General features: G+C 72.6%; 21 protein-coding genes and 1 pseudogene. 14 read left to right on the top strand and 8 right to left on the bottom strand.

The genetic code is table 11. The features are described 5' to 3' along the window. Window positions 1–111 precede the first annotated feature (111 nt). From IEZ27_RS03050 to IEZ27_RS03065, 4 genes are all read left to right on the top strand, one after another. Complete coding sequence (locus IEZ27_RS03050) at window positions 112–1,752, top strand: bifunctional metallophosphatase/5'-nucleotidase (RefSeq protein WP_189645751.1); 1,641 nt, start codon at window positions 112–114, stop codon at window positions 1,750–1,752. A 117-nt stretch (window positions 1,753–1,869) separates the two neighbouring features. Continuing rightward, window positions 1,870–3,063 carry an RCC1 domain-containing protein gene (locus tag IEZ27_RS03055; protein ID WP_189645752.1) on the top strand — a complete coding sequence of 398 codons (1,194 nt, stop codon included), beginning with the start codon at window positions 1,870–1,872 and terminating at the stop codon, window positions 3,061–3,063. 62 nt (window positions 3,064–3,125) lie between these two features. Beyond that, the gene (locus IEZ27_RS03060) at window positions 3,126–4,151 is read left to right on the top strand and encodes a sensor histidine kinase (RefSeq protein WP_194521929.1); all 1,026 of its coding nucleotides are present in this window, start codon (window positions 3,126–3,128) and stop codon (window positions 4,149–4,151) included. 34 nt (window positions 4,152–4,185) lie between these two features. Continuing rightward, window positions 4,186–4,791, top strand: a complete 606-nt coding sequence (locus tag IEZ27_RS03065) for a response regulator transcription factor (protein WP_189645754.1) — start codon at window positions 4,186–4,188, stop codon at window positions 4,789–4,791. 35 nt (window positions 4,792–4,826) lie between these two features. Here IEZ27_RS03065 and IEZ27_RS03070 read toward each other — a convergent pair whose 3' ends face one another. Beyond that, entirely contained in the window at window positions 4,827–5,930 is a 1,104-nt protein-coding gene (locus tag IEZ27_RS03070) for an FAD-dependent monooxygenase (protein ID WP_189645755.1), read from the bottom strand. A 99-nt stretch (window positions 5,931–6,029) separates the two neighbouring features. On the opposite strand from IEZ27_RS03070, the gene IEZ27_RS03075 reads away from it, so the two are divergent. Further along, on the top strand, window positions 6,030–6,617 hold the full coding sequence (locus tag IEZ27_RS03075; protein ID WP_189645756.1) for a TetR/AcrR family transcriptional regulator: 588 nt from the start codon (window positions 6,030–6,032) through the stop codon (window positions 6,615–6,617). Between the two features lie 18 nt (window positions 6,618–6,635). Here the strand turns inward: IEZ27_RS03075 and IEZ27_RS03080 are convergent. Continuing rightward, window positions 6,636–7,055 (bottom strand): annotated as a pseudogene (locus IEZ27_RS03080) (serine hydrolase); the annotation flags it as partial. Between the two features lie 382 nt (window positions 7,056–7,437). Here IEZ27_RS03080 and IEZ27_RS03085 point away from each other — a divergent pair. From IEZ27_RS03085 to IEZ27_RS03105, 5 genes are all read left to right on the top strand, one after another. Further along, on the top strand, window positions 7,438–8,595 hold the full coding sequence (locus IEZ27_RS03085; RefSeq protein WP_189645758.1) for a Cmx/CmrA family chloramphenicol efflux MFS transporter: 1,158 nt from the start codon (window positions 7,438–7,440) through the stop codon (window positions 8,593–8,595). A gap of 150 nt (window positions 8,596–8,745) precedes the next feature. Next, the gene (locus tag IEZ27_RS03090; RefSeq protein WP_189645759.1) at window positions 8,746–9,159 is read left to right on the top strand and encodes a TOBE domain-containing protein; all 414 of its coding nucleotides are present in this window, start codon (window positions 8,746–8,748) and stop codon (window positions 9,157–9,159) included. A gap of 10 nt (window positions 9,160–9,169) precedes the next feature. Continuing rightward, complete coding sequence (gene modA, locus IEZ27_RS03095; protein WP_229823155.1) at window positions 9,170–9,967, top strand: molybdate ABC transporter substrate-binding protein; 798 nt, start codon at window positions 9,170–9,172, stop codon at window positions 9,965–9,967. Window positions 9,968–9,973: 6 nt separating this feature from the next. Further along, window positions 9,974–10,831, top strand: coding sequence for an ABC transporter permease (locus IEZ27_RS03100; protein WP_379478542.1), 858 nt, complete (start codon window positions 9,974–9,976; stop codon window positions 10,829–10,831). Further along, on the top strand, window positions 10,828–11,859 hold the full coding sequence (locus tag IEZ27_RS03105; RefSeq protein WP_189645761.1) for an ABC transporter ATP-binding protein: 1,032 nt from the start codon (window positions 10,828–10,830) through the stop codon (window positions 11,857–11,859). Before IEZ27_RS03100 ends, IEZ27_RS03105 begins: the two co-directional genes overlap by 4 nt. Window positions 11,860–11,875: 16 nt before the next feature. Here the strand turns inward: IEZ27_RS03105 and IEZ27_RS03110 are convergent, their stop codons facing one another. The 3 genes from IEZ27_RS03110 to IEZ27_RS03120 form a co-directional block, all read right to left on the bottom strand. Beyond that, window positions 11,876–12,340 (bottom strand): molybdopterin-binding protein, encoded by a 465-nt coding sequence (locus IEZ27_RS03110; protein WP_125646718.1) that lies wholly within the window; start codon window positions 12,338–12,340, stop codon window positions 11,876–11,878. A gap of 131 nt (window positions 12,341–12,471) precedes the next feature. Then, window positions 12,472–12,771, bottom strand: a complete 300-nt coding sequence (locus IEZ27_RS03115) for an STAS domain-containing protein (protein WP_189645762.1) — start codon at window positions 12,769–12,771, stop codon at window positions 12,472–12,474. Then, window positions 12,768–16,934 (bottom strand): SpoIIE family protein phosphatase, encoded by a 4,167-nt coding sequence (locus IEZ27_RS03120; protein ID WP_189645763.1) that lies wholly within the window; start codon window positions 16,932–16,934, stop codon window positions 12,768–12,770. The genes IEZ27_RS03115 and IEZ27_RS03120 overlap by 4 nt, the downstream gene beginning before the upstream one ends. A gap of 215 nt (window positions 16,935–17,149) precedes the next feature. Between IEZ27_RS03120 and IEZ27_RS03125 the strand changes: the two genes are divergently transcribed. From IEZ27_RS03125 to IEZ27_RS54870, 3 genes are all read left to right on the top strand, one after another. Continuing rightward, window positions 17,150–17,308, top strand: coding sequence for a hypothetical protein (locus tag IEZ27_RS03125; protein WP_189645764.1), 159 nt, complete (start codon window positions 17,150–17,152; stop codon window positions 17,306–17,308). Window positions 17,309–17,430: 122 nt separating this feature from the next. After that, a complete protein-coding gene (locus IEZ27_RS03130) occupies window positions 17,431–17,865 on the top strand; it encodes a hypothetical protein (RefSeq protein ID WP_189645765.1) in 435 nt (144 codons plus the stop codon). Continuing rightward, complete coding sequence (locus tag IEZ27_RS54870; protein WP_189645766.1) at window positions 17,862–20,927, top strand: tetratricopeptide repeat protein; 3,066 nt, start codon at window positions 17,862–17,864, stop codon at window positions 20,925–20,927. The genes IEZ27_RS03130 and IEZ27_RS54870 overlap by 4 nt, the downstream gene beginning before the upstream one ends. 16 nt (window positions 20,928–20,943) lie before the next feature. On the opposite strand, the gene IEZ27_RS03140 is transcribed toward IEZ27_RS54870, so the two are convergent. From IEZ27_RS03140 to IEZ27_RS03150, 3 genes are read right to left on the bottom strand one after another with little or no spacing between them, the layout of a single operon-like run. Then, a complete protein-coding gene (locus tag IEZ27_RS03140) occupies window positions 20,944–21,714 on the bottom strand; it encodes an IclR family transcriptional regulator (protein WP_189645767.1) in 771 nt (256 codons plus the stop codon). Then, window positions 21,711–22,568, bottom strand: a complete 858-nt coding sequence (locus tag IEZ27_RS03145) for a sugar phosphate isomerase/epimerase family protein (protein ID WP_189645768.1) — start codon at window positions 22,566–22,568, stop codon at window positions 21,711–21,713. The genes IEZ27_RS03140 and IEZ27_RS03145 overlap by 4 nt, the downstream gene beginning before the upstream one ends. Then, entirely contained in the window at window positions 22,565–23,605 is a 1,041-nt protein-coding gene (locus IEZ27_RS03150) for an alcohol dehydrogenase catalytic domain-containing protein (RefSeq protein WP_189645769.1), read from the bottom strand. Before IEZ27_RS03150 ends, IEZ27_RS03145 begins: the two co-directional genes overlap by 4 nt. A 392-nt stretch (window positions 23,606–23,997) precedes the next feature. On the opposite strand from IEZ27_RS03150, the gene IEZ27_RS03155 reads away from it, so the two are divergent. Then, window positions 23,998–25,371 carry an ABC transporter substrate-binding protein gene (locus IEZ27_RS03155; protein WP_189645770.1) on the top strand — a complete coding sequence of 458 codons (1,374 nt, stop codon included), beginning with the start codon at window positions 23,998–24,000 and terminating at the stop codon, window positions 25,369–25,371. Window positions 25,372–25,388: the final 17 nt, after the last annotated feature.

Consider the following 25,388-nt stretch of genomic DNA (forward strand, 5'->3'; position numbering starts at 1 on the left):
GGAGGAACAATCTCGCTTTCCCGATGTGATGTCAATAGTTCACATTGAACGCCCAATGTTAGAAAATTTCCCCCTTGTGCGGAGTGTTGGGAGTATGTCACTTTCGACGCCATGCGGAACCTCCTCATGGCGCTGGTGCTCGGGAGCACCAGCCTGCTGCCCACCCAGGCCGACTCGGTGGACCTTCAGTTACTGGCCTTCAACGACTTCCACTCCGGCTTCCCGACCAGCTTCGCCATGACGCCGTCCGGGCCCGTCGAGGCGGGCGGCGCCGAGTACCTGGCCGCCCACATGGACCGGCTCCAGCGCGACAACCCCGACGGCACGCTGCGGCTCGCCGCCGGCGACAACTTCTCCTCCAGCACGATGAACGCCACCGCCCTGCACGACGAACCGGGCGTCCAGGCGCTCAACATGATGCGCCTGGACGCCTCCAGCGTCGGCAACCACGAGTTCGACGAGGGCATCGACGAGTTCCGCCGGATGGAGAACGGCGGCTGCCACCCGATCGACGGCTGCGCGCTGCCGAACTTCAAGGGCGCCGAGTTCCCGTACCTGGGCGCCAACATCGTCGACACCACCACCGGCAAACCCGCGCTGACGCCGTACATCGTCAAGGAGGTCAAGGGTGTCAAGGTCGGCATCATCGGCGTCGACTTCAAGAACGCGCTGAACGAGGCCCCCGGCCCCACCAAGCCGCTGGAGGGCCGCGACGAGGCCGAGGCGGTCAACAAGTACACGGCCGAGCTCAAGGCCAAGGGCGTGCGGACCATCGTGGTCCTGATCCACCAGGGTGGCGGACAGGCCGGCGGCGGCCTGCCCAACGAGTGCAACAACCTGACCGGGCCGATCAAGGACATCGTGCAGAAGTTCGACCCCGAGGTCGACGCGGTGATCTCCGGGCACACGCACAACCCGTACAACTGCGTCATCAACGGCATCCCGGTCACCCAGACCTCGGCGCACACGCGCGAGGTCACCAAGATCGTGCTGACCGTCGACCGGGCGACCGGCAACCCGACCTCGTCCAAGGCCGAGAACATCACGGTCACCCACGACATCAAGCCGGACGCCCGGATCGCGGCCCTGCGCCGCAAGACCGACGAGCAGGCGCAGAAGCTGCTCGACCGGCCCGTCGGCCTGCTCAGCCGCGACCTCACCGCACAGCGCAACACCGTCGGCGAGTCCACCATCGCCTACGCCCTGGCCGACGGCCGGCTGTTCGCCACCTCAGCCCCCGAGAACGGCGGCGCCCAGATCGCGATCCAGCCGCCCTACGGCGGCGGCATCGGCGGCGACCTGATCGTCAACCCCACGGGCAACGAGATGTCGAACCTGGTGACGCACGGCAAGGCGCTGCGCGTGGTGCCGTTCAGCAACATGCTCGTCACCATGACGCTCACCGGCGCCCAGCTCGAACGGCTGCTGGAGCAGCAGTGGTGCGGCCAGTCCGTCGCCCGCGTGCTCGGCGTCTCGCAGGGGCTCACCTACACCTACGACAACGCCAAGCCCGCTTGCGACAAGATCGACCCGGCGACCGTCAAGCTCAACGGGACCGTCGTCGACCCGGCCGCGAAGTACCGCCTGACCGCCAACTCCTTCATCGCGAGCGGCGGCGACGGCTTCTCGGTGCTGACCGAGGGCACCGAGCGGGTCGAGAAGGTGCGCGACATCGAGGCCTTCGAGTCCTACATCCGGGCCAAGAGCCCGCTGCCGGTCCCCGCCCTGGGCCGGGTCACCCGCGTGAACTAGCCGCTCCCCGGGCCCGCCCGCCGGGCGGGCCCGGATGGAACGGGATGGAACGGTCTGGAACGCCCATGGTCTGAGGCGCCGTCGTCCGATGGCGGCGCCCGACCATGAGGAGGTCAGATGCAGCTCTCCACCCCGAGGAGGCTCGGCAGACGATTAGGCGCCCTGCTGGCGGCCGTCGCGGCGGTCGCCGCCCTGTCGGCACCCGTACCGGCCCAGGCGGCGGCCCCGCCCGCCACGCACGCCATCGCCTGGGGGAAGGGCGGTTTCGGGCAGCTCGGCGACGGCGGGTACGCCGACCAGCAGCTCCCCGTCAAGGTACGCGCCGAGGAGCAGGGCTTCACCGAGGTCGCCGGCAGCCTCACCCACTCGCTGGCCATCGCCGCCGACGGCTCGGTCTGGGCCTGGGGGCAGAACAACAACGGCCAGCTCGGCGACGGCGGCCACACCGACAGCGACGTCCCGGTCAAGGTGCAGGGGCTGAGCGGCATCGTCGAGGTCGCCGCGGGATGGGGGTTCAGCCTGGCCCGTACCGGCGACGGCCACGTCTGGGCCTGGGGGACCAACTACGCCGGGCAGCTCGGCCTCGGCTCGTTCGGCGGCTCGTACGCCACCCCGCAGCAGGTCGGCGAGCTGCGTGGCATCACCCACATCGAGGCCGGCTGGTTCCACAGCATGGCGTTGCGCGACAACTTCACCGTGCTGGTCTGGGGGGACAACTCGCGCGGCCAGCTCGGCGACGGCACCGGCGTGGCCAAGGCCGCTCCTACCGTGCTGCCCGGCCTTGGCGGGGAGAGCGGGCCGGTCTACGACATCGCCGCCGGCTTCTACCACTCGCTGGCCGTACGCGCCGACGGCACGCTGCTGGCCTGGGGGGCCAACAACTCGGGCCAGCTCGGCAACGGCACCACCTCCGTCACCGCGGCCTACAGCCCGGTGCACGTCGTCGGCCGGTACGGCCAGGTGCGGGCGGTGGCGGCCGGATGTCGGCACAGCTACCTGGTCGACGGATCGGGCAACGTGTGGGGCTGGGGCGACAACACCGAGGCCCAGGTGGCCTTCACCGGAACCGTCGTCAAGCAGCCGCAGCTCGTCCCGGGCCTGTCGGACGTCAAGGACGTGGCCGCGGGCTGCGCCTTCGGCCTGGCCCTGACCGGCGGCGGCGAGGCGTACGGCTGGGGTCAGTACAACTCCGGCCAGACGGGGACCGGTGTCCCGGTGCCGATGCCGCCGTTCAAGAACGCCTGGGGGGCGGGGCTCACGTTCATCGCCGCGGGCGGCGACCACGGGCTGGCCGTACGCAAGGTGAGCTGACCACGGGCTGGTTGTGCGCGAGGTGAGCTGACGCCGCGCGATTCACCGCTCATCTGGTGACAATGGAGGGCCCGCCCGGTGACCCGGTCCTGGCGACGCCGGTGGTCCTCGTGGCGCTCGCGCTCCAGCTCCGCCACAGCCTGGCCGCCTCCCGGGGCGCGCGTCCGGCGGGCTGGCCCTGGACCCTGACGGCCCTCATACTGCTGGCGAACGTCCCCCTGTGGTGGCTCGGCTCCCAGTGGGAGGCCGTGGCGGTCTTCTCCCTGGCCTCGATCGTCATGCTGCTGCGCGGCCCGGTACGCACGGTCGCGGCGTGCGCCCAGATCCTGCACGTCCCGGTGATGGAGGTGACCAAGGTGTGGCACGCCCATACGATCCCGCAGGCCCTCCTCTCGGGCGTCTATCCCCTGCTCGGCCTCATGGTGTTCGGCGGGGCCCTGGTCGCCGGGGCCCGGCTGGTGCTGCTGCTCGACGAGCTGGAGGCCACCCGGGCCGAGCTGGCCGCCGCCGCGGTCGGCGAGGAGCGGATCCGGGTCTCGCGCGACCTGCACGACCTGCTCGGCCAGAGCCTGTCGGCGATCTCCCTCAAGGGTGACCTGGCCCTGCGGCTGCTGGCCAGGGACGCCGGCGCGGCCCGTGCCGAGATCGAGAGCCTGACCGGCGTGGCCCGCGACGCCCTGAGGGACGTACGCGCGATCACCCGCGACGAGCTGGCGGTGTCGCTGCGTACCGAGATCGACGGCGCGGCGGCCCTGCTCGGCGCGGCCGGGGTCGACACCCGGCTCGACGTGGCCGCCCTGCCGTCGTTGTCCGGGCCCGCACACGACGCGCTGGCCTGGGCGATCCGCGAGGGCGCCACCAACCTGCTGCGCCACAGCGAGGCCAGGACCTGCGCCATCACCGTGGCCCGCGACCGCGGCACGGTACGGTTGGAGATCGTCAACGACGGCGTGCGCGGCGTCGCGGGCCCGGGGACGGGGCTCGCCGGGGTGGCCGAACGCGCCCGCGCGGCGTCCGGTTCGTCGGCCGCCGCCGTCCACGACGGTCGTTTCCGGTTGTCGGTCGAGGTTCCCGAGGAAGGCACGTGATCCGCGTACTGGTCGAGGTTCCCGAGGAAGGCACGTGATCCGCGTACTGATCGCCGAGGACATGCACATGATCCGCTCGGCCCTGGTCGCCCTGCTGTCGCTGGAGGACGACATGGAGGTCGTCGCCGAGATCGAGCGCGGCGACGAGGTGCTGCCCACCGCCCTGCGGGTACGCCCGGACGTCGCGGTGCTCGACATCGACCTGCCCGGCCTGGACGGCCTGTCGGCGGCCGAGCAACTGTCGCAACGGCTGCCCGCCTGCCGCACGCTCGTGCTGACCGGCCTCAGCCAGCCGGGCAACCTGCTGCGCGCGCTGAAGGCGCACGCGAGGGGCTTCATCGTCAAGGACGCCCCCGCCCAGACGCTGACCGACGGCATCCGGCGCATCGCCCGCGGCGAGCGGGTGATCGACCCCGAGCTGGTCGCCGCCGCGCTGGAGACCGGCAGCAGCCCGCTCACCACCCGCGAGACCGAGGTGCTGCGCGCCGCCGCGTCCGGCATCCGCACCGCGCAGATCGCCACCCAGCTCTCGTTGTCGCAGGCCACCGTCCGCAACTACCTGTCGAACGCGATCAGCAAGGTCGGCGGGCGCAACCGTATCGACGCGATCCGCATCTGCCGCGACGCCGGCTGGCTCTGAGCCGCCGAGGACGCCGCGAGGCCCGACGGCCGGGCTCAGCCCGCGTAGTCCTTGAGCGCGACCGTGTCGTCGGCCTCGTCGGGCAGGGGCTCGTCCGGCGCGCCGAAGAACCAGCGGGCCGCGGCCCGGCCGTGCCGCTGGTTGCGCTCGACGTAGTCGCGCATGCGGTGCTCGTAGGCGGCCAGGCCCGTGACGTGGTCGGGGGCCTCGGCCAGCTCGCCGGCCAGCACGTACGCGCCGATCAGGGCTTGTGAGGTGCCGCGGCCGGAGGTCGGCGCCGCGCAGTAGGCGGCGTCGCCCAGCAGCGTGACCCGGCCGTTCGTCCAGGTGTCCATCACCACCTGGCCCGAGGAGTCGAAGAAGAACTCCTCCGCCTCCCGCATGGCCGCCAGCAGCCGGGGCACCTCCCAGCCCACGCCCGCGTAGTGCTCGGCCACCAGGCGCTCCTGCTGGGCGCGGTCGCGCCGGTCGTAGACCAGGTCGTCGGCGGCGAAGGACAGGCCGACCCGCAGCTCGCTGTTGCCGGCGGCGGTGAAGGCGAGGGCGCTGCGGCCGGGCGGGTTGTGCATCAGGCCGGCGTCCCGTAGGTCCAGGATGTTGCCGGTGGTGAACAGCGCGCCGTAGATGCCGAGGTTGCGCACGTAGCGCGACTCGGGGCCGAAGGCGAGCGCGCGCACCTTGGAGTGCAGCCCGTCGGCGCCGACGACCAGGTCGAACGTACGCGGCGCGGCCTTCTCGAACCGCACCCGCACCTCCGTCGCGTCCTGGTCGAGCGCGGTGACGGTGTCGTCGAACAGGTACTCGGCGGTGTCGCGGGTGGCCTCGTACAGCACGCTCGTGACGTCGGACTTGAGCACCTCCAGCTCGCCGGAGATCGCGCTGGCGGGCAGCACGGCGATCGTGCCGCCGGTCTCGTCGACCATCGTCATGGAGGTCATCGTGGTCTCGTGCCGCCGCATCTCCGCCAGCAGGCCCATGCGCTCCAGCACGTCCAGGGCCGAGCCGCGGAAGTCGATGGCCGCGCCGCCGCCGCGCGGGGCCGGGGCGCGCTCGACGACGGTGACCTGGTGGCCGTGACGGTGCAGCCAGTAGGCCAGGGCGGGGCCGGCGACGCTGCCGCCGGAGATCAGGATTCGCATTGGAATGTCCTCTTTCGTCGGTGAACGCTCCACACCGTACGCAGAGTTGGGCAAATGCGCAAGACGCTTGTCTAGGGCGTACGTGCTAGGCTGCGGGCCATGGGAAATCGGGAAGACCTGCTGGCCGGGGCGCGGCGTTGCCTGGAGGAGAAGGGCTGGGGGCGCACCACCGTCCGCGACATCGCCACGGCCTCCGGCGTGAGCATGGCCGCCATCGGCTACCACTTCGGCTCGCGCGAGGCGCTGCTCAACGCGGCCCTGATCGAGGCCATGGACGAGTGGGGCCACCAGGTCGGCGGCGCGCTGTCCGCCCTGGACGACGCCGGCCAACAACCCGCCGACCGTTTCGCGGCGATGTGGGCGCAACTGATCGCCTCCATCAACGAGCACCGCACACTGTGGCTGGCCAACCTGGAGGCCCTGGTCCAGGCAGAGCACTCGCCGGAGCTGCGCGAGCAACTCGTGGCCGGTCAGCGCGAGGGGCGGCGCGGCATGGCGGCGCAGCTCACCGGCGTACCGGAGGAGGAGATCACCGAGGGCGAGGTGCGCGCGGTCGGCTCGGTGAACCTCGCGCTGCTGCTGGGGGTGATGGCCCAATGGCTCAACGACCCGGAGGCCGCGCCCTCGGCCGCCGATGTGGTCGAGGGGCTGCGGGCCATCACCACCGGGTTCGGGCTGGTCAGGTGAGGGCGGCGACGATCACCCGGGCGGCCACACCACGGCGATGTCGTTGGCCCGGCCGTGGTCGCCGGTGCCGGTCTTGTGCGCCGGCTTCCAGCCCTTCGGCAGCCCGGCCCTGATGCGCGCCGTTCCGGTGGTCGTGCGTACGAGCCGGCCTTCGAGCAGCGCGCGCTTGGCCGGGTCCAGTACGTCGCCGAGCACGGGCGCCCGGTAGTCGGCGGCGATCGCGCGAGGGGTGGTGGTGTCGCGCATCAGCAGGTTGCCCGCGGTGCCGTCGCTGTAGCGGATGGCGGCGTCGCACAGCTCCCGTACGGTCATCCCCGTCGCCACGCGGTGCTGGGTGATCGGTGAGATGGAGCCGACGTCGGCCCGGGTGAAGGTGACGCGGTCGTCCAGGTGGGACAGCGGGTTGCGGTGCAGGACCGCCGCGGCGGCCAGCGCCTTGGACATTCGGTGCAACCTGCTTCCCCCGACCGGCCGATCTTCCCGCCCCACCCAAGGCCGACGCCCCCCGCCGAGGCCGGACGCGGCCCGAATGGACGCGACCGATGATCGTTGACTAAGGTAGGCGCGTGTCCAGTCCCGAGGCGTCAAGACGCTAGCCACCGGTCGTCGGTGGCTTCTCGTGATGTCATGCGGCAGCGCCGTCCCTGAGACCGCGCGCCTTCCCGTCACCGGATCACCCTCGTTCGGACTGGTTCCGCCCGTGAGTTCCGCCACCGTCGTGGCGTCGAACCCGGGTCCTTCCCTCACGCGGTAGCGCCGCGCGCCCTCCGGCGTGCCCGGCGCGTCGCGTTCCTTCGCGTTGCGTCTTGGAGTCTCGCTCGTGCCATTCGCCATCTATGTTCTCGGGCTGGCCGTGTTCGCCCAGGGAACATCGGAATTCATGTTGTCCGGCCTGGTTCCGGACATCGCCGCCGACCTGAACGTGTCCGTCCCCGCAGCCGGCGCGCTGACGTCCGCGTTCGCCGCCGGCATGATCGTCGGGGCGCCGCTCATGGCGCTGCTCAGCCTGCGCTGGCCGCGCCGCCGGGCGCTGCTCGTCTTCCTCGTCGCGTTCGTGCTCGTGCACGTCGCGGGCGCGGTCACCACCGACTTCGCCGTACTGCTCGTGACCCGCGTGCTCGGCGCGCTGGCCAACGCCGGGTTCCTGGCCGTCGGCATCGCGACGGCGGCCGGCATGGTCCCGCCGGACGCCAAGGGGCGGGCCACGTCCGTCCTGCTCGGCGGCATCACGCTGGCGTGCGTGGCGGGGGTGCCCGCGGGCGCCGTGCTCGGCCAGGCGTTCGGCTGGCGGTCGGCGTTCTGGGCGGTGGCCCTGATCTCGCTGCCGGCCGTCCTCGCCGTCGTACGGTCGGTGCCGGAAGGCGGGCGGGAGACGGCCGTTCCCCGTGCCCGGCGGGAACTGCGCACGCTGCGCGACCCCCGGCTGCTGGTCGCCCTGGCGCTGGGCGCGCTGGTGAACGCCGCCACCTTCTGCACCTTCACGTACCTGTCGCCGCTGGTCACCGAGGTGAGCGGGTTGTCCGAGGGGTGGGTGCCGGTGATTCTGGCGCTGTTCGGGCTGGGGTCGTTCGCCGGGGTGAGCGCCGCCGGGCGGCTGTCCGACACCCGGCCGATGCCGGTCCTGCTCGCGGGCGGGCTCGCCCTGCCGGTCGGCTGGGCGCTCTTCGCGTACGCGGCGGCCGTGCCGGTCGCGGTGTTCGTGCTCGCCTTCGTCCAGGGAGCGTTGTCGTTCGCGGTCGGCTCGACCCTGATCGCCCGCGTCCTGTACGCGGCGGCCGGGGCGCCCTCGCTCGGCGGCTCCTTCGCGACCGCCGCGCTCAACGTGGGCGCGGCCGCGGGCCCGGCGCTCGGCGGCGCCGTCATCGCCGCCGGGCTCGGCTACCGTTCCTCGCTGTGGGTCAGCGCCCTGCTGGTGGTCGTGGCGCTCGCCGTGGCGGGCCTGGCGTACCGGTCGCCGGCGAGCGTCGCGCCCCGCTGACCGAGGGGTGCAGGATGGTCCGGCGGCGGCGGCGCGGCCGACCCCGGTTCCCGCTCGCGTGAATGCGAGGGCGGAGCCGGTGATCGTGCCGCTGCTGCGGACCAAGACCGGGCTTCAGGGTGGATTATGCGGAAGGTAAGGTGTGGGTTTGTGACGACGTTTCGGATCAGCGAGGCCGCGGCGCTGCTCGGGGTCAGCTCCGACACCGTCCGCCGGTGGGTGGACGCGGGCCGGCTGTCGGCCGAGCGCGACGAGCACGGCCACCGGCGGGTCGACGGCGCCGATCTGGCGGCCTTCGCCCGTTCGCAGATCGAGACCGACGACGAAGGCGGGCGCTCCTCGGCCCGCAACCGCTTCCGCGGGATCGTGACCGAGGTGATCCGCGACGCGGTGATGGCGCAGGTGGAGATCGCCGCCGGGCCGTTCCGGGTGGTGTCGCTGATGAGCCGCCAGGCAGCCGACGAGCTGGGCCTGGAGGTGGGGGTGGTGGCGGTCGCCGTGATCAAGTCCACCAACGTCGTCGTGGAGATCCCCGGCCACGAGCGCGTGGCCAGTCATGTGTGAGGAGTCCCCCTTGGTGTTCAGGCGTCTGTCCCGCTGGGCGATCGCCCTGCCCGCGGCGTTCGCGCTGGCGGGCCTGGCCGGTTGCGGCTCCGCCGAGCCGGCCACGTCCGCCTCCTCCGCCCCGGCCCAGGCCGCCGCGAAGGAGGTGACGGTGTTCGCCGCGGCGTCGCTGACCGGTACGTTCACCGAACTCGGCAAGAGCTTCGAGAGCGCCCATCCGGGCACGACGGTGAAGTTCAACTTCGGCTCCAGCGCCACCCTGGCCCAGCAGATCGTCCAGGGCGCCCCGGCCGACGTGTTCGCCGCGGCCAGCCCGGCCACCATGAAGACGGTCACCGACGCCTCCCTGGTGGGCGCGCCGGTCACGTTCGTCCGCAACAAGCTGCAGATCGCGGTGCCCGCCGACAACCCGGCCAAGGTGGACGCGCTGAAGGACCTGACCGACCCCAAGGTCAAGGTGGCGCTCTGCGCCGAGCAGGTGCCGTGCGGCGCCGCCGCGGTCAAGGCCCTGGCCGCGGCCGGCCTCACGGTCAAGCCGGTGACGCTGGAGCAGGACGTCAAGGCCACGCTGACCAAGGTGCAACTGGGCGAGGTGGACGCGGCCCTGGTCTACCGGACGGACGTGATCGCCTCGGGCGGCAAGGTGACCGGCATCGCCTTCCCCGAGGCCGACCAGGCGATCAACGACTACCCGATCGCGACCCTGTCCAAGGCTCCGGCCGGTGACCTGGCCAAGCAGTTCGTCGACCTGGTGCTGTCGCAGCAGGGCAAGGACGTGCTGGCCAAGGCCGGTTTCGAGGCTCCCTGACCGTCCATGAGCCGTTCCACTAGGCCCGGCCCGGCGGACCCGCGCGGCGGGCCCGCCGGACCTGCGGCCACGGGCCGCGAGGTCTCCGGGCGGCCGCCGTGGATGCTGGTCGTGCCCGCGCTGGCGGGGCTGGCGTTCCTGGTGTTGCCGCTGGCCGGGCTGCTGGTCCGGGCCCCCTGGTCCACGCTGCTCCAGCGGCTGGCCGAGCCGCAGGTGCTGGAGGCGCTGCGGTTGTCGTTGTTGTGCGCCACTGTCGCCACGGCCTTCTGCCTGCTGCTCGGGGTGCCGCTGGCCTGGTTGCTGGCCCGGGTGTCGTTCCCGGGGCGGCGGCTGGTGCGCGCGCTGGTCACCGTGCCGCTGGTGTTGCCGCCGGTGGTCGGCGGCGTGGCGCTGCTGCTGGTGCTGGGCCGGCGCGGTCTGGCCGGGCAGTGGCTGGAGGCCACCTTCGGCGTCACGTTGCCGTTCACGACGGCTGGTGTGATCGCCGCGGAGGCGTTCGTGGCGATGCCGTTCCTGGTGATCAGCGTGGAGGGCGCGTTGCGCGGCGCCGACCAGCGCTTCGAGGAGGCCGCCGCGACGCTCGGGGCCTCGCGCTGGACGGTGTTCCGGCGGGTGACGTTGCCCATGGTCATGCCGGGCGTGGTCGCCGGGGCCGTGTTGTGCTGGGCGCGGGCGCTCGGTGAGTTCGGGGCGACGATCACGTTCGCCGGCAACTTCCCCGGCACGACCCGTACGATGCCGCTGGCCGTCTACCTGGCGCTGGAGACCGAGCCGGAGGCGGCGATCGTGCTCAGCCTGGTGCTGCTGGCCGTCTCGGTGGTCATCCTGGCCAGCCTGCGCGACCGGTGGGTGAGCGCGCCATGACCCTCGACGCCCACGTGGTGGTCACCCGGCCCGCGTTCACCCTCGACGTCCCCCTGAGCGTGGCCGCCGGGGAGGTGGTGGCGCTGCTCGGCCCCAACGGCGCCGGCAAGACCACCGCCCTGCGCGCCCTGGCCGGGCTCACCCCGATGAGCGGCGGCCGGATCACCCTGCGCGGCACGCCGTTGCACCCGCTGCCCGCCGAGGCCCGCCCGATCGGCATGGTCTTCCAGGACTACCTGCTCTTCCCGCACCTGACCGCCCTCGACAACGTCGCCTTCGGGCCGCGCTGCCAGGGTGTGCCCAAGGCCGAGGCCCGCCGGATGGCCGCCGCGCTGCTGGACCGCGTCGGCCTGGCCGCGTACGCCGCAGCCAAACCGCGCCGGTTGTCGGGCGGCCAGGCGCAGCGGGTCGCGCTCGCCCGCGCGCTGGCCGTACGGCCAGGGCTGCTGCTGCTGGACGAGCCGCTGGCCGCGCTCGACGCCCACACCCGGCTGGAGATCCGCTCCCAGCTCCGCCGCCACCTGGCCGACTTCGACGGCGCGACCGTGCTGGTCACCCACGACCCCCTCGACGCGATGGTGCTGGCCGACCGGCTGATCGTCATCGAGCACGGCACGGTCGTCCAGCAGGGCCCGCCGGCCGAGGTGGCCCGCCATCCGCGCACCGACTACGTGGCCCGCCTGGTCGGGCTCAACCTCTACCGCGGTGTGGCCGGCGGCACCGGGGTCAAGGTCGGCGAGGTGCTGCTGCACGCGTCCGAGGAGCTCGACGGGCCCGCGTTCGTGGCCTTCCCGCCCGCTGCCGTGGCGCTCTACCGCAGCCGGCCCGACGGCAGCCCGCGCAACCTCTGGCACGCCCGCATCGAAGGCATCGAACGCCACGGCGACAACGTACGCGTGCACCTCGACGGCCCGCTCACCGCCTTCGCCGACATCACCCCCGCCGCCGTCGCCGACCTCGACCTGACCCCCGGCCAGCGGATCTGGGCCTCGGTCAAGGCCACCGAGACCCACGCCTACCCGGCGTGACCGACCTCCCGGCCGCTCATCCCCATAACCGGTCGTCCACGCAGACCCTGATGCCGGTGACGCCGCTGACGTGCCGGCCGCCGCACCGGTCGCCCGGCATCACCAGGTGCGGCCCCTGCTCGTCGAGGGCCTGGCAGTCCATGCCGACGGCCAGCATCGCCGGGGTGTTGCCGAACTCCGGGTCGATCTCGCCCCACGACAACACCGCGCGATGGCCGTCGCGGCCGAGCACGGAGATCAGGAAGCGCAGGCGGCCCTTGCGCTCGTCGGGGTCGAACCGCGGCCCGGCCGTCCGGAGCACGTCGATGAGCAGCGGCCCGGCGAAGTAGTGGCGGCGCGGGCCGGAGGTGCGGCACTCGAAGCTCACCGTGGTCTCCCGCTGCGGCATCGACCGGAGCGCGGCCATGCTCAGCAGGGACGGCCGGTGGACCTCACCGGTCAGCAGGACCTGGCTCTGCGTCTCCAGCGACGTGGGCTCCACCGGCCGCCTCCTTGCCCGTAGGACCGACTGCCCGGCCCATGCCCAGCATAGGCCGACGCACACTTGCCTGCGAGGCGTAAGCTCCGTATCCCTCGCAGATGCGATGCTGTACGGCCACAAGCCCTCGAATCTCAGGAGGGTGACTCGTCCTCCACGGTCGCGACGTCGGCGAGACCGGAGATCGTCAGGACCGGTTCGAGCAGGGGGTTGGCGACGAGCCGGATGCGCGAGGCGTACGTGAACAGGACGGTCAGACCGGCGCTGTCGAGGTACTCCACCCCGCTCAGGTCGACCAGCACCGTCCCCTCGCTGGTGCTGCTCAGCGCCTCCTCCAGAGCGGCGGCGTTGCTCATGTCGATCTCACCGGTGACGGCGAGGACCGCGGTGCCGTCGGGCCGCGTCGAGGCCGACAGCGTCAGAGGGGTGCTCATGAGCTGATCCTCGCATGCATGTCGACGGTGGTCCCGGCCGCGCCGGGATGGATGGTGACCTCGTTCATCAGGGCGCGCATGAGCGCGACGCCCCGGCCGCGGTGCTGGTTCGCCTCGGGCTCCGGCGGCTTCCAGCGGCCGGAGTCGACGACGGTCAGGCGCAGATCGCCGCCGGTCGCCACCGCCCGCAGGCGGATCGTCCGGCCGGGGGTGTCGCGGTGCCCGTGCTCGATCGCGTTGGCGCACGCCTCCCCCGCCGCCACCAGCACGTTCTGCACCAGCGTGGGGGTGAGCTGACAGCGGGCCAGCCACTCCCGCAGGGCCGAGCGCACGGGGGCGAGCTGGCTCGACTCGGCCGGGAAGGCCACCTCCAGCGGGGCGGGCTGACGGTAGAGCAGCAGCGCCACGTCGTCGTTGAAACCCCCGTCGGGGGTGAGGGAGGACATGACGTCGCCGGCCAGCTCCTCGATCGGCGTGGAACGCCCGACCTGGACGGCGGCGCTGGCCTCGTCGATGCCGGCCGTCAGCGGACGCCGCCGCCGCTCGACCAGCCCGTCGGTGTAGAGCAGCAGGGTGGAGCGGGCCGGCATGGTGCACCTGGCCTCCGTCCGTCCGCGGCCCGACCGTACGGCCAGCGGGGTCGAACGGCCGCCCTCCAGCAACTCGGTGGTGCCGTCGGCGTGGGCCAGGATGCCGGGAGGATGGCCGGCGCTGGAGTAGACGAGGTCGCCGGTGGCGGTGTCCAGGACGCCGCAGAAGGCGGTGGTGCACTTGGCGCCCGGGATGAGGGCGGCGAACCGGTCGAGCGCGGCGAACACCTGGGCCGGCCCGGCGTCCTGGAGCAGCAGGGCCCGGCAGGCGCTGCGCAGCTGTCCCATGACGGCCGCGGCCTCCAGCCCGCGTCCCACGCAGTCGCCGACGACGATCCCGATGCGCTCGCCGGTCAGGGGCACGATGTCGTACCAGTCGCCGCCGACCTCCAGCGGGCGGGTGGCCGGCTCGTAGCGCACGGCGAAGCCGCTGGGCAGCCGGGACGGGCCCAGGATGGCACGCTGGAGCGCCACGGCCGCCTCGCGCTGCCGGTCGAGCTGGCGTACCCGGTGCAGGCCCTGGCCGAGGTGGCCGGCCAGCAACGCCAGCAGGGTCTGGTCCTCGCGGGTGAACGGCCGGTTCTGGCCCAGGTCGATCCACACGGCGAGCAGGCCGTCGGGATGTTCCAGGGTGATGCCGGCGCCGTCCGTCCCGGAGGCGACCGCCCGCAGGGGCGGCTGCCCGCGCAGGGCCGTCAGCTCCGCGCGTACCTGCTCCGGCAGGTCCTGCCAGCCACCGGACGGCGCGCGGACCAGGGCGCGCGAGCCGTCGCCGGCCCAGACGACGGCCGCCACCTGCCGGGCGTGCCAGACCTCCTGAAGCGCCTCCAGCCCGCCGGCCAGGGCGTCGTCCAGATTGTCGGCCTGGGAGACGCGCACGCTGAGCGCGGCCAGCGCGCTCTCGCGCTGCACGAGGTAGTGCTCGGCGGTGACGTCGCGCAACGTGCCCACGACGCGGCGCCGCCGGGTGTCGGGATCGGTGACCGCGTTGAAGGTGACCGCGATCCAGACCTGGTCCCCGTCGCGGTGGGTGACGGGGATGACCGCGCTGCCCCTGCCCTCCCCGACGATCTGGCCGAACGCCTCGGCGACCAGGCCGTGGCCGTGGGGATCGCCCTCCTCGTCCGGCCACCACGGGTGCCGTGGCGTGTACGGCAGCCCCTCGGGACCGTAGCCGAGGATGTCGGTGAACGCGGAGTTGATCTCGATCACCGCGCCGTCCTCGTCGGTGACGAAGAACGCCTCCTGCAAGGAGTCGATCATGGCGTTGCGCCAGCGGGCGTGATGGTTGCGCATCCGCGCCAGCTCCACGTTCGCCCGCGCCCGCGCCAGCAGTTCGGCGGCGGAGAACGGCTTGACCAGGTAGTCGTCCGCGCCCGCCGCCAGGCCCTCGATCGAGGACTCCTGCCCGGCGCGGGCCGACAGCAGCAGCACCGGCACCCCCGCCGTACGCGGATCGGCCCGCAGCGCCGCGACCAGGGCCAGGCCGTCCAGGCGCGGCATCATCACGTCGCTGACCACGAGGTCCGGCGCGTCGGCGTGCACGGCGTCGAGGGCCGCGAGCCCGTCGCCGACGGCGGTCACCTGATAGCCGGCCCCCCTGAGCAGCCGGACGAGGTATTCGCGCATGTCCCGGTTGTCGTCGGCGATCAGTACCCGGGCGGGCGCGCCGTCGCCCGGCGCCGGGGAGCCGCCCGCGGCCGGGACGTCGGAGGCGGCCGTCCCCTCGGTGGTGTCGTCCTCGGGGAGCCAGCGCAACGCCTCCTGGACGAACGGCTCGGCGCAGGCCGTGATCGCCTCCGCGTCCCTGGCCGGTACGAGGCTGCCGGCCGGCAGATGGTCGGCGCCGAAGGGCAGCCGGAGGGTGAAGACCGTGCCTCTGCCCTCGGCGCTGTCGGCGGTGATGGTGCCGCCGTGCAGGCCGACGAGCTCCTGGACGAGCGCCAGGCCGATGCCGCTGCCCTCGTCGGAGCGCGAGCGGGCGCTCTCGATGCGGTGGAACCGTTCGAACAGGCGGGGCACCTCGTCGGCGGGGACGCCGATGCCCGTGTCGGCGACGGTCACCACGGCGTGGCCGTCCCGCTCGCCGACCGTGACGGTGATCGAGCCCTCGAAGGTGAACTTCAGCGCGTTGCTCAGCAGGTTGAGCACGACCTTCTCCCACATGCCCCGGTCGATGCAGACGGGCCGGGCCAGCGGCGGGCAGTCCACCCGGAAGTCCAGGCCGGCCTTGTCGATCGCCGAACGGAAGACGCTGGCCAGGTCGGCGGTCATCGCGGCCAGGTCCACCGGCTCGTACCGGGCCTGCATGCGGCCGGCCTCGATGCGGGAGAAGTCCAGCAGGGTGTTGACGAGCCTGCCCAGGCGCAGGGCGTTGCGGTGGACGACCTCCAGGTCCTGGCGCACCTCCGGGGCGGCCTCGGCCAGCGTGTTCCGCAGCTCCTGCACCGGGCCCATGATCAGGGTGAGGGGCGTGCGGAACTCGTGGCTGATGTTGGAGAAGAAGACCGTCTTCGCCCGGTCGAGCTCGGCCAGCTCCTCGGCCCGCCGCTGCTGTGACTGGTAGCTGCGCGCGGCGGAGATGCCGGTGGCGACGTGCCCGGCGGCCAGCTCGACGAACCCGCGGTAGCCGTCGTCCAGGGGCCGGTAGCGGTTGAGCGCGGCCACCAGGAACCCGTACGGCATGCCTCCCTGCTGGAGCAGCGGCACCACCAGGGCCCGCGTGGGCGGCTGTGGCCAGTCCCCGGCCGGCAGCCCGGCGTAGGCGGCCGCGTCGAGCGGTACGAGCACGGTCTCCCCGCGCGCGGGGGCCGCAGCGGGCCACACCGCGTCCGGGTCGCCGGGCGCGACGACGGCGGGGGCGGCCGGATGCCCGGCGGGGATCCCGGTCGCCGCGGCCAGGCGGGCCCGGCCGTCGCCGTCGAACAGGTAGGTCAGGGTGAAGGGGAGGTCATTCGGGTTCCGGTCGAGCTGGCGGCAGGCGAAGGCGAGCATCTCCTGCTCGGTGCGGACCACGCTGGGGTCGGAGCCGAGATCGCGCAGGGTGGCCATGCGCCGCTCGCCGATGACCCGGTCGGTCTCCTCGCTGACCACGCAGAGCATGCCGACGACCGAGCCGTGATCGTCGCGCAGCGGGCTGTAGGAGAAGGTGTGGTAGGTCTCCTCCGGATAGCCGGCCCGCTCCAGGAACAGCAGCAGCGCCTCGTCCCAGGTCGCCTTCCCGGTGGCGAGGACGGCGTCGATCCGCGGGCCGATGTCCTCCCAGATCTCCGCCCACACCTCGCCGGCCGGCCGGCCCAGCGCCCAGGGGTACTTCTGGCCCAGAGTGTCGCGGCGGTAGGCGGCGTTGCAGAAGAACGTCAGCTCCGGCCCCCACGCCATCCACATGGAGAACCGGGACGACAGCAGGATGCTCACCGCCGTCTGGAGGCTCTGCGGCCAGTGCTCGGGCGGGCCCAGCGGGGTCGCCTGCCAGTCGACCTCGGCCAGGTCACGGCCGACCTCGTCGTCCACGGTGAAGATCCCGGCGCCGGCCGCCGCGGGGGTGCGCTCGCCGTCGTCGTCGCGTGCCATCTGGAACCCCTTCGTTCACTGCGCTCGCGGGCCGGTCGCGCCGGGCTCGCGATGGTGCCGTCGTGGGCGTGGATCAGCAGGTCAGGTATCAGCTTGACCGTAGGTAGAATAGGGCAAACCACTCCGAGGGCCGGGCCCGCGCGCCTGCCCGGCTCGTGTTCCGGGCGCCCTGTCCGTCCCCGCCCCCTCGGCGGGCGTCCCTCCGAGGAGCCTCCGTGCAGCACGACCAGGGCCTGACCATCACCTGCCGGCCGCATTCGGAACGTGTCCGCGTCCTCGCGGTGGGCGGCGACCTCGACCACCACACCTCCCCCGCCTGCACGCGGCCCTGGACGAACTCGCCCTCACGCACGCCTTCAAGATCATGGGGCTGACCCGGCTGCTCTCCTTCCACGACTCCACCGACAAGGCCGTCGCCGCGCTGGGATGAACCGCGACGGGTAACGTCTTGGTCGCTTCCGGTCCCGATCGGCCGGTGCGGGAGCAGTCTGGAGACATGTCCAACACGGACCCGGATTCCGGACGCGGGCGGGGACGGCGTGGCGCGGTCGTCGCGGTCGTCGTGGCGATGACGGTGTTGCTGGTGGCCGGGCTGGTCGGCTTCCTCGCCGACCCGCTGGGGCTGCCGCCCGACGTCCTTTCGGTGCTGGACCAGCGGGCCAGCGTGGTGAGCATGTTCGTCGGCGCGGCCGGGCTGGTGGTCGCGGTGGCCGCGCTGGTGTCGCAGTCGCGGTCCGGGCGGGTGGACGTGGGACCGCCGCACGTACCGGAGGCCGGGGCCGCCGCTCCGGCGCCGGTCACGCAGACGCAGCTCAACCTGCCGTCGGCGGGCGGGATCGTCAACGCCGCCCAGGGCGGCACCCTGAACATCCACAACCCCGCCGCCCCCGCGACCCCGCCGCCCGAAGACGGCCGGGAGCCGTCCTCGTGACCGAGCCGCCGGTCGCGGCGCAGACCCAGGTCAACGCGCCCCGCGCGGGCGGGGTGGTCAATGCCGTCCAGGACGGCGTGCTGAACGTCCACCAGTGGAAACCCGCCTACCGCCTGGAGGACTTCCCGGCCGCGCCCCGACCGGTACAGGCCGCCCGCGTACAACGGCAGCCCTCGCTGCTGCTGCGCGCCGGGTACCGCGCGGTGCCCTTCAGCGGACGGGAGGACGACCTGCGCCGGTTGTCCGCCTGGCGCGACGGCGACGAGGGCCCCGGCCTGGGAGTGCGGCTGCTGCACGGGCCGGGCGGGCAGGGCAAGACCCGGCTGGCCGCCCGGTTCGCCGAGTTGTCCCGCGCGGCCGGCTGGCAGGTGTGGCAGGCCACCGCCAACGCCCCCGGCACCGCCGAAGCGCAGGCCACAGCCGACGCCCAGGTCCCGGCCGACGGGCCCGGGGTGCTGGTCGTGGTGGACTACGCCGAACGCTGGCCGGTCCCGGCCTTGTACGAACTCCTCCAGGAGCCCGCCCTGAGCACCGGCCGGGTACGGGTGCTGCTGCTGGCCCGCCCGGCCGGGGTGTGGTGGGACAGCATCGCCGCCTGGATCGACCGCGTGCTCGACACCGACGCCGACGCCCAGCCGCTGTCACCGCTGGTCGCCGGGCCGGACCTGCGGCAGCGCCTGTTCGCCGACGCCCGCGACCACTTCGCGACCCACCTCCGCCTGCCGCCCGGCCAGGCGGCCACGATCGCCCCTCCCGCCGGGCTGGCCGACGACGAGGCGTACGCGCAGGTGCTGACCGTGCACATCGCGGCGCTGGCCGCGGTCGACGCCCTGCGCCACGGTGAGGAGGAGCCGGCCGGGCCGGCGCGCGCGTCGGCATACCTGTTGCGGCGCGAGCGCGAGCACTGGGCCGAACTGCACCGCCGTACCCCGGAACCGATGGCCAGCGACCCGACGGCGCTCGGGCGGGCGGTGTTCACCGCCACGTTCACCCGGCCGCTGGCCCGTCCGCACGCCCGTGCCGTCCTGCGGCTGGCCGCCCTGGCCGAGACCGTCGAACAGGCCAACACCCTGCTCGACGACCACGGCTACTGCTATCCCCCGGCGCAGCCGGGCACGGTCCTGGAACCGTTGTACCCGGACCGTCTGGCCGAGGACTTCGCCGCCCTCTCCCTGCCCGGCGCCGAGCCCGCCGTCCTCCAGGCGGGTGCCGACGACTGGGCCGGTCACGCCCTGGCCGGGCTGCTGGCCGTGCCCGCCGGACCGGCGGGCGAGCAGGGGCAGGCGCCGCCGTGGGTCCGTCCGGCGCTGACCATGCTGATCGAGACCGCCCGCCGCTGGCCGCACGTCGCCACCACCCAGCTCTACCCGCTGCTCGCCGCCCGTCCGGAGCTGATGCCGCACGCCGGCGGCGCGGCGCTCGCCCGCCTGGCCAACCTGCCCGGCGTGGATCCCGACCTGCTGGGGCACGTCGAGGACCATCTGCCCGCCGGCCGGCACATCGACCTGGACATCGGCATGGCCGCGCTGTCCACCCGCCTGACCGGCCACTACCTGGCCGCCACCACCGACCCTGACGCGCACGCCGCCCTGCACGTCAACCACGCCATCCGGCTCGTCCACGCCGGTCAGCACCACGCCGCCCTGGAATCCTGTCAGCGGGCCGTCGACCTGTACCGCCGGCTCAGCGAGCACGACGAGGAGGATCGCCGTCCCGAACTGGCCGGAGCCCTGAACAACCTCGCCAACCTGCTGTCCACGGTGGGCCGCCGCGCGGAGGCCCTGCCGATCTCCGAGCACGCCGTCCGGCTCTGCGACGACCTGGCCGCCCACGACCGTGATACCTACCTGCCCGACCTGGCGATGTCCCTGACGAACCATGCGGCCAGGCTCGCGGAGACGGGCCGGCTGGAGGAGGCGCTGCCGGTCTCCGAGCAGGCCGTCCAGCTCTACGACGAGCTGGCCGCCCGTGACCGCGACGTCTACCTGCCCGATCTGGCGATGGCGCTGAACAACCACGCCAACCGGCTGCGCGCGGCCTGGCGCCTCGACGAGGCCCTGCTGATCTCCGAGCAGGCCGTCCAGCTCTACGACGAGCTGGCCACCCGTGACCGCGAGGCCCACCTGCCCGACCTGGCCTCGTCGCTGGACAACCGCGCGACCGTGCTGGCGGAGACCGGACGGGTGGCCGAGGCGCTGCCGATCTCCGAACGGGCCCTCCGGCTCCGCCGCCACCTGGCCGGCGTCAACCAGGACGCCTATCTGCCCGCCCTGGCCTTGTCGCTGAACAACCACGCCCTGCTGCTCGCGGACTTGGGACGGCTGGAGGAGGCGCTGCCGATGTCCGAGCAGGCCGTCCGGCTCTGCGGCGAGCTGGCCGCGCTCGACCGGGTGGCCCGCCTGCCCGACCTGGCCATGGCCCTGACCAACCACGCCACGCGGCTGACGGAGGCGGGGCGGCTGCTGGACGCGCTGCCGTACTCCGAGCAGGCCGCGCTGGCGTACGGCGAGCTGGCCGAGCTCGACCGGGAGGCCGTCCTGCCCGGTCTGGCCAGGTCGCTGAGCACCCACGCCGCCCGCCTGGCGGAGGCGGGACGGCGGGACGAGGCGCTCCCGGTCGCCGAGCTGGGCATCGGCCTCTACGACGAGCTGATCGGGGCCGACCGGCACGCCCACCTGCCCGCGCTGGCCACCTCGCTGGACAACTACGCCACCCTGCTCACCGAGACGGGACGGCCGCGGGACGCGCTGCCCGTCACCGAACGGGCCGTCCTGCTGCACGGCGAGCTGGCCGACCTCAACCCTGACGTCTACCTGCCGGACCGGGTACGCAGCCTCGGCATCCGGGGATGGACGCTGACCCGGGCGCACCGGTACGGCGAGGCCGTCGTCCCCCTCGTCGAGGCGCTGACCGCCTGGGAGGAGCCGCCGGGGTTCGCCAACGACCTCCTCGCCACCGTCGTCGACCTCCTGCGCACGGCACACCGGGCCGGCCCGGACGAGGTGGACACCGTCTTCGAGGCCCTGACGGGCGACACGCTGACGGAGTGGCTCGGCCCGTGACCCGGATCGGGTCGGGTCACAGGTCCGACATGCACGTGGCCAGATACTGTCCGAGCTGCGGGATACGCGCGTCGGTCAGGCGGCTGGACGGGCCGGAGATCCCGGCCGCGCCGATCAGGGATCCGCGGATCCGCACCGGCACCGCGACGCACCTGACGCCGTCGAAGGTCTCGTCCCTGTCGATCGCGTAGCGGACCTCGCGCGACTCCTCCACGCGACGCCGCAACTCGATGGGCCCCTTGGCGGCGTGCTCCGTGCCGCCCGCGTAGGACAGGCGGGCCAGGTGCGTGTCGAGGGACTCCGGATCGAGGGCGGACAGGTAGGCCTTCCCCAGCGCCGAGCAGTGCATCGGCCGGATCGTCCCTAACTGCTCGGAGACGGCCACGACGTGCCGGGTGGGGAAGAAGGCGAGGTAGACCATCGTGTCCTTCGCCGGCACCGCGAGCATCGTCGCGTCGCCGGTCTCGTCCCGTATCGAGGCGAGGACGGGGTCGATGATCTGGCTCCAGTCGGTCTCCGGCGCCTGGATCAGCCCGTAGAACTTGGCCGGGACGATCGTGTACCGCTTCGTCGCCTCGTTGCGGGCCACGTAGCCCGTGGCGACCAGTTCCCCGAGGAGCCGCAGGGCGGTGCTGCGGTTGACGTCCAGCTCGCGGGCGAGCTCGGCGGCCGTGAGCGGGTCCGCGGAAAGCAGCTCCAGCGCACGCAGCGCACGCTGGATGGGGGAGGCGGTACGGCCCTCTCCGTCGGAGAGGTCGTTCGTACCGGGGCTCTGGTTCGTCGTCATGACAAGGATTGTCCGCCGTTCAGGCCGAAGAGTTGATCGACTGCTTCGCGGTTCGTTCTGAAGGACTTCTCGGCCTCGTCCTCCCAGCCGAAGACCTGCACGGTGAGGATGCCGTCGAACTCGACCGCCTCCAGCGCCCGGCGCACCTCGGCCCAGTCGATCTCGCCGCGGCCGAGGTCGAAGTGCTGGTGGATCCGGCACTCGACCCCGGGCGGGTTGACGATGGTGCGTCCGGGCCGGAAGGTGTCGGCGACGTGGACGTGGTCGAACTTGCCGCGGGCGAGCTCCACCTGCTCGGTGACGGTGCCCTCCAGATGGTAGGCGTGGGGCACGCAGTGGAGGTAGCGCAGGCGCGGGCTGCCGACCTCCTTGATCAGGTCGAGGGCGCCGGCGGTCGTCTCGATGAAGTCCCAGGGGTGCGGCTCGACGACGAGCTCGACGTCCTCGCGTTCGAGCACCGGCAGGAGGTCCTCCATCGAGCGCAGGAACGCCGCCCGGCAGGCCTCGGGCTGATCCGGATGGCCGGACAGCTCGGTGTTGACGCGCCGGCAGCCCAGCTCCACGGCGGCGGCGATGCCGTCCCGCCACCACGCGACGGCCTGCTTGCGGACGTCCTCGTCGGGGCTGGACCACGCCTGGATCACGGCGACCGAGACGATGTCGACGCCGGAGCCGTTGGCCGCGTCACGGAAACCGCGCAGCTGCTCCGCCGTGGCGTACATGGGGCCGTTCGCCGGGATGAAGTCGTCGCGGTTGCCCATCTCCAGATAGCGGTAGCCGGCCTCGGCGGTCGCGCGGGCGGCGTACTCGACCGGTTTTCCATGGAGCATCGCCGGGTCCAGAGCGATCTTCATGCCACTTCATCCTTCCAGACGCTGTCGGGGACGATGACCGCCTTGCCCGGGACCCTCTGGGCGCGCAGCGCGTCGAGCGCGTCGTTCGCCTGCGAGAGCCGCCATCGGGCGGTCTGAGGAAGTCGTATTTTCTCGGCCGCGGCCAGCGCGATGATCGACTCCAGATCCTCGCGGCGGCCCGAGCGGATGCCCCGGATGTCGGCCTCCTTACGGGCCACGACGGCGAAGTCCACCTCCGGGACCCGCGCGTACCCGGCGAGCAGGTACGTGCCGTGCGGGTTCAGCGCGTCCAGCCCCGGCGCCATGACGGCGGGCACGCCCGTGCAGTCGATGACGGCGTCCACGGGCGCGGCGGCCTCCTCGACCGAGGCGACGACGTCGTGACCGAGGTCCCGGAGCGCCTGGCGGCGCAGCGGGTTGGGCTCGACCGCCTGGACGGGGACGCCGTGCACACGCAGCAGTTCGGCGCACAGGTGACCGATGGGGCCCGCGCCGAGGACGAGCACGCGGCGCGGATCGCGGCCCAGCGCGACCCGGACGCTGTTCGCGGCGGTCGCCCCGCCGTCGACCAGCGAGGAGGCGTCCTCCCACGACAGGCTCTGCGGCACCTCCACGAGCTGCCCCGCCCGTACGCGCAGGTAGTCGGCGTAGCCGCCCCAGACGCCGAGCACGCCGGTGATCGACACCAGGTCGGGGCACAGCCGTTCGTCGCCCGCCCGGCAGGCCGCGCACGAGCCCTCGCCGGTGAACAGGGTGATGGTGGCCCGGCGTCCCAGCCACTCCCGCGCCCCGGCTCCGGCCTCCACGACGACCCCGACCGGTTCGTGGCCGAGCACGAAAGGCGTCTCGGGCCGGTACGAGTGCCCGGCGAGGACGTGCAGGTCGGTGCCGCAGATGCCGCAGGCGTGCACGCGCAGGACGACGTCCTGGTCGGTCTCGGGCGCCGGGCGTGGCACGCGCGTGACGGCGAGCCGTTCGCTCGGGATCGAGGTGGCCACGGCGGCCTGCATGGTGGCCGTGGCTGGCGTTGCTCCCACTGGTCGCCTTCCTCCGGGGGGCAGGTTCGGTGTGCACACAGCATCCACAAGTGTTGCGAAATATGCAACCACTTGTCGCCACATGCAACACATAGACTTGGTTCAGCACACAGGAGACATGGAGGAAATATGCGGAAGACTGGGGTTGACATGCCCTTAAGGTCCGCCATAGCGTCGGGCACCACTAACGTCCCTTGGTGCAACACAGTTCGTCTGACGCAACACTTCGCTGCTGATCACAGCGAGAAGTCGAGCCGGCCACGGCCGCTCGCGGGTGCCCGTCGTCGCCGACCTTGTGGATGAGACTTCAGGACGCGAGGAGTCACCGCCATCGAACCCCCTCCGGCGACGCAAGACGCGGAGGCTTCGTGGCTCATTTCAAGGAGGACAGGATGCTCCGACACCATCGCTCCGCAAGAGCTCTGACCGCTGTAGCCGCGGCCGCCGCCATCGGCGCCTCGGGTTGCGCGGGCTCCTCGGTCAGTACGAAGCCGGCCGCCGCGCCCACCGACGTGGGCACGTCGTGCGGCAAGTACGGCACCGTCAAGCTCACCGTCGGCATGTCGGAGGCGGGCGAGGCGATCGCCAACGGCTTCAAGGAGCAGGTGAAGTCCTTCCAGGCCGCCAACAAGAACGTCACCATCGACCTGCAGATCAAGGATTGGGCCTCCTCCGCCAGCACGATCAAGCTGGTGATGTCCGGCAACAACCCGCCCGACGTCATGCAGGGCAACTCCGGCTGGGCGATCAACGGCGCGTTGTGGAAGGCGGGCCTGCTGCTGAACCTCGACCCGTACGCGAAGGCGTTCGGGTGGGGTGAGAAGTTCCCTGAGTCCGCGTTGACGGTCAACAAGTTCACCGCCGACGGCAAGGCGCTGGGCGAGGGCAACCTCGTCGCCGTGCCGCCCGCCATCCAGTACGTCGGCGTGTTCTACAACAAGGCCGTCCTGAGCAAGCTGGGCATCGACCCCGCGACCCTCGACGACAAGGCGGCCTTCGTCCAGGCGCTCGACAAGGCCAAGGCGGGCGGTGTCACCCCCGTCATGCTCGGCGACTCGGAGAAGTGGCCCGCGCTGCACAACCTGTCGCTGTTCAACGGCTGGTACGTCGCCCCCGACGCGATCAACAACTGGGTCTACAACAAGCCCGGCAGCACGTACGACGACGACGGGCACCTGAAGGGCTCGACCGACTTCCGTACCTGGATGGAGAAGGGCTACTTCAACTCCGACGCGCTGGCGTCCAGCTTCACCGACGCCACCAACCGGTTCGGCAAGGGGCAGTCCGCCTTCTTCGTCACCGGTTCCTGGGCGCTGGGCGACGTCAGCAAGGCCCTGGGCGACAATGCCGGCTTCATGCTCTTCCCCGCCGGTGACAGCGGCAAGCACGCCGCCGTCGGCGGCTACAGCCTGCCCTTCAGCATCTCCGCCAAGACCAAGTACCCCGACTGCGCGGCGGCGTTCATCGACTACGTGACCGCCGGCGACGAGGCCATCGCGGCCCAGATCGCGGCCGGCCGTCCCTCGGCGACCAAGGCGGGCGTCAACGCCAAGATCGACGACCCGCTGCTCAAGCAGATGGTCACCGAATACGAGCGGCTCTCGTCCGAGAACGGCCTGTTCACGTGGGAGGACTGGCCCACCCCGACGATGCTGACGTTCCAGGGCGCCGAGGCCCAGCGGCTGCTGTCGGGCGAGATCACGCCGAAGCAGTACAACGAGTCGGTCCAGAAGAACTGGGCCGACTACATGAAGACCCGTTCCTGACTCCTCGGGCGGCTCGC

Origin of the sequence: Nonomuraea spiralis (assembly GCF_014648435.1) — a bacterium.
Lineage (GTDB): Bacteria > Actinomycetota > Actinomycetes > Streptosporangiales > Streptosporangiaceae > Nonomuraea > Nonomuraea spiralis.

What these genes read in the sequence shown, in the direction of transcription:
- IEZ27_RS03050 (WP_189645751.1), top strand. Translation starts at nt 112, where the DNA reads ATGCGGAACCTCCTCATGGCGCTGGTGCTCGGGAGCACCAGCCTGCTG.
- IEZ27_RS03055 (WP_189645752.1), top strand. Translation starts at nt 1,870, where the DNA reads ATGCAGCTCTCCACCCCGAGGAGGCTCGGCAGACGATTAGGCGCCCTG.
- IEZ27_RS03060 (WP_194521929.1), top strand. Translation starts at nt 3,126, where the DNA reads ATGGAGGGCCCGCCCGGTGACCCGGTCCTGGCGACGCCGGTGGTCCTC.
- IEZ27_RS03070 (WP_189645755.1), bottom strand. Translation starts at nt 5,930, where the DNA reads ATGCGAATCCTGATCTCCGGCGGCAGCGTCGCCGGCCCCGCCCTGGCC.
- IEZ27_RS03075 (WP_189645756.1), top strand. Translation starts at nt 6,030, where the DNA reads ATGGGAAATCGGGAAGACCTGCTGGCCGGGGCGCGGCGTTGCCTGGAG.
- IEZ27_RS03100 (WP_379478542.1), top strand. Translation starts at nt 9,974, where the DNA reads ATGAGCCGTTCCACTAGGCCCGGCCCGGCGGACCCGCGCGGCGGGCCC.
- IEZ27_RS03105 (WP_189645761.1), top strand. Translation starts at nt 10,828, where the DNA reads ATGACCCTCGACGCCCACGTGGTGGTCACCCGGCCCGCGTTCACCCTC.
- IEZ27_RS03115 (WP_189645762.1), bottom strand. Translation starts at nt 12,771, where the DNA reads ATGAGCACCCCTCTGACGCTGTCGGCCTCGACGCGGCCCGACGGCACC.
- IEZ27_RS03120 (WP_189645763.1), bottom strand. Translation starts at nt 16,934, where the DNA reads ATGGCACGCGACGACGACGGCGAGCGCACCCCCGCGGCGGCCGGCGCC.
- IEZ27_RS03130 (WP_189645765.1), top strand. Translation starts at nt 17,431, where the DNA reads ATGTCCAACACGGACCCGGATTCCGGACGCGGGCGGGGACGGCGTGGC.
- IEZ27_RS03140 (WP_189645767.1), bottom strand. Translation starts at nt 21,714, where the DNA reads ATGACGACGAACCAGAGCCCCGGTACGAACGACCTCTCCGACGGAGAG.
- IEZ27_RS03145 (WP_189645768.1), bottom strand. Translation starts at nt 22,568, where the DNA reads ATGAAGATCGCTCTGGACCCGGCGATGCTCCATGGAAAACCGGTCGAG.
- IEZ27_RS03155 (WP_189645770.1), top strand. Translation starts at nt 23,998, where the DNA reads ATGCTCCGACACCATCGCTCCGCAAGAGCTCTGACCGCTGTAGCCGCG.